The 2,940-nt window shown below is 35.5% G+C and carries 2 protein-coding genes; both read left to right on the forward strand.

Annotation, left to right across the window (positions count from 1 at the left end):
• The first annotated feature begins 84 nt into the window (after positions 1 to 84).
• The gene (locus AC1DJR_RS27955; protein ID WP_477004042.1) at positions 85 to 1,074 is read left to right on the forward strand and encodes an NAD(P)-dependent alcohol dehydrogenase; all 990 of its coding nucleotides are present in this window, start codon (positions 85 to 87) and stop codon (positions 1,072 to 1,074) included.
• 511 nt (positions 1,075 to 1,585) lie between these two features.
• A partial coding sequence (locus AC1DJR_RS27960) for a Na/Pi cotransporter family protein (protein ID WP_477004043.1) occupies positions 1,586 to 2,940 on the forward strand: 1,355 nt, incomplete at its 3' end.

Genomic DNA, 2,940 nt, shown 5'->3' on the forward strand with positions numbered 1-2,940 from the left:
GTATTGAAGAGTGAACCGCTGTTCKATTTATTCATGTTGTTCGTATGATATTAATATATATAGAACGAATTGGAGGAAATATTAATGAAAGCAATAGTGTACACAAAATACGGTCTCCCCGACGTTCTTCAACTGAAAGAGATAGAAAAACCTGCTCCTAAGGACAATGAAATACTAGTAAAAATAAAAGCGACAACCGTAACAGCAGGAGATATTCGCTCACGAAGTTTTACGGTTCCCTCTTCTGTTTGGCTACCCGCTCGAATCGCACTTGGCTTTAAGCAACCGAAAAAACAAATACTAGGAATGGAATTGGCTGGTGAAGTTGAATCGGTAGGAAAAGACGTCACACGATTTAAAAAAGGAGACCAAGTTTTTGCAGCTACCCAAGTAAATTTTGGTTCTTATGCTGAGTATATTTGTCTACCTGAAGATGGAGCAGTGTGCATGAAGCCCTCCAATATATCCTATGAAGAAGCCGCAGCCATCCCAATTGGAGCACGTACAGCTTTGTTTTTCCTTAGGAAAGYTAACGTTCAAAGCGGTCAAAACATTCTTATTTACGGAGCTTCTGGAAGTGTCGGAAGTTATGCAGTACAAATTTCCAAGTATTTCGGCGCAACAGTTACAGGTGTGTGCAGTAGCTCCAATTTAGAATTGGTCAAATCTCTAGGAGCTGACGAAGTAATTGATTACACCACAAAAAATTTTTCTACTACAGACGAAACTTATGATGTTATCTTTGAAGCGGTAAACAGGAGCTCCTTTTCAGAGTGTATTAAAATGTTAAAGGAAGATGGTACCTATATAAATATCGTTGAACCGTTACCAAGTGCTCAAATGCTCTGGACTAAATTGACAAGTCGCGTGAAACTCATATTAAGTCAAAACGCACCTGAAACTTCCGAAGCATTAAATTTCCTTAAAGAACTTGTTGAGAACGGTAAAATAAAAGTGGTCATTGATAGGCAATACACTTTTGAGGAAATTATTGAAGCTCACATATATGTTGAAAAGGGACATAAGAAGGGAAATGTCGTCATCACTATGGAGCATAATGACGATTCTAAATAAAGAAAAAACACTTTGCATAATTGTTAAAATGCAAAGCACCGAAAGTTTTTAACATAAAAAGGCAGAGCAAATTCATATGCGAATTGCTCTTTTTTATTGTTGCGAGCATCTCAAAAGAAAACAGTTTAAAATAATTTAATCGTTTTTCACTTTCATTAAATAAATCCATTTCAAACCTCCCCCGTTTCCCTACATATTTTTCTAACTTTAATCAAAAAATATGCAAAGAACCATTATTATAAATAAGGTGACACTTTACTTAGCGCATCCAATTTGGATAGTTTACCTCTCCTATTTTTACTATCCGCAAATAGTGTGATGAATGTGACTTCTTTACAAACCGATCTGATATATCATCTAAAAAACCAATTAAATCCAGGTGTTTCTTTAAAGATTTGTAAACTTTTTATCCCTTTGTAAATTTAGTGTAAATTTTACTAATAAACCGTTTACAGTGCCTCAAGGTTTAGTTAATAATTACATCGTACATGAAATTTAAGGAGTGGAATGCGTGGAATACAATATTCAAGATATGATCTTCCAGTTCATTGGTGGATTAGGTATTTTCTTATTCGGGATTAAATACATGGGCGATGGACTGCAACAAGCAGCTGGAGATCGTCTTCGCGATATTCTAGATCGTTTTACAACAAACCCTCTTATGGGTGTACTTGCAGGTATGTTAGTTACAGTATTAATTCAATCAAGTTCAGGAACAACCGCTTTAACAGTCGGACTTGTAAGTGCCGGATTTATGACATTAAGACAAGCAATTGGTGTTATTATGGGCGCGAACATCGGAACGACAGTCACTGCATTTATTATCGGAATTAAAATCGGAGAATACGCTCTTCCAATTATGGCGCTCGGAGCTATCTTACTATTCTTCTTTAAAAATAAAAAAGTACATTCTTTAGGTCAAGTTATATTCGGTTTTGGTATGTTATTCGGTACTTCWATTGCAGCAAGACGTGCAGCATTAGTTCACGTTATCTTTAATATCGTCGGTRCMATYATCTTTACRATTWTATTARTACCATTTACAAGTTTAATTCAACATTTCCAAACATCATTAAACTTAAATCCAGAAATGACAATCGCATTTGCTCACGGAACATTTAACATAACGAATGCAGTTATTCAGTTCCCATTCATTGCAGTGTTAGCATGGATTGTAACAAAAATCATTCGCGGTGAAGATTCCGCTATTGATTTTAAACCGCAACATTTAAATCCAATCTTTATTGAACAATCTCCTGCTATCGCACTAACAGAAGCGCAAAAAGAAATTGTTCGCATGGCTGAGTTCTCATTAAATGGATTAAAAGAAGCAAATCAATTTTTAAATACACAAGACAAAAAACACGCGGACATGGCTACTCAATTAGAAGCAGCTATTAACAATTTAGATAAAAAAATTATCGAGTATTTAGTTTTACTATCAGAAAAACCACTTTCACCTACAGACTCTGAAAAACATTCAGTTTTAGCAGGTGTTGTTGGAGATATTGAACGTGTCGGTGATCATGTAGAAAACCTGGTAGAACTTGTAGATTTCCAAATTTCAAACCGTGTTTCACTATCAGAYGAAGCACTAGCTGAATTAAATGAAATGCTTGAATTAACAATTTCAACATTACAAGATGCAATCAATGCTTTAACAAACTTYGACACTGAACTAGCTCAAACTGTTATTGCRAAAGAACGTAAAATTGACCAAATGGAACGTGTTYTWCGTAAACGYCATGTRTTACGTCTGAACGAACGTAGCTGTTCAGGTGATGCAAGCATCATTTTCGTTGATATGGTAAGTAACTTAGAGCGTATCGGTGATCACGCTGTAAATATTGCTGATGGCGTTTTAGG

The organism is Bacillus sp. 05T31, assembly GCF_056396725.1.